Source organism: Paraburkholderia sp. SIMBA_027 (assembly GCF_046535315.1).
In the GTDB taxonomy this organism is placed as follows: domain Bacteria; phylum Pseudomonadota; class Gammaproteobacteria; order Burkholderiales; family Burkholderiaceae; genus Paraburkholderia; species Paraburkholderia tropica.
Map to the genome: position 1 here is coordinate 1 of NZ_JAWRWY010001106.1, position 254 is coordinate 254.

1 protein-coding gene is annotated in these 254 nt (G+C 63.0%); it reads left to right on the forward strand.

The window, feature by feature from the left end:
* Positions 1-254, forward strand: a 254-nt coding sequence (locus tag SB764_RS42550; RefSeq protein WP_410867114.1) for a carboxyl transferase domain-containing protein, incomplete at both ends; no start/stop codon positions are given.

Here is a 254-nt window from a genome sequence, read left to right on the forward strand (position 1 = left end):
CGGTGAAAGGCGGCTCCTACTACCCGCTCACCGTCAAAAAACACCTGCGCGCCCAGACCATCGCCGAGCAGAACCGCCTGCCGTGCATCTACCTGGTGGACTCCGGTGGCGCCAACTTGCCGCGTCAGGATGAAGTGTTCCCTGACCGCGAGCATTTTGGGCGGATCTTCTTCAACCAGGCGAACATGAGCGCCCAGGGCATCCCGCAGATCGCCGTGGTCATGGGCTCATGCACCGCAGGCGGTGCCTATGTG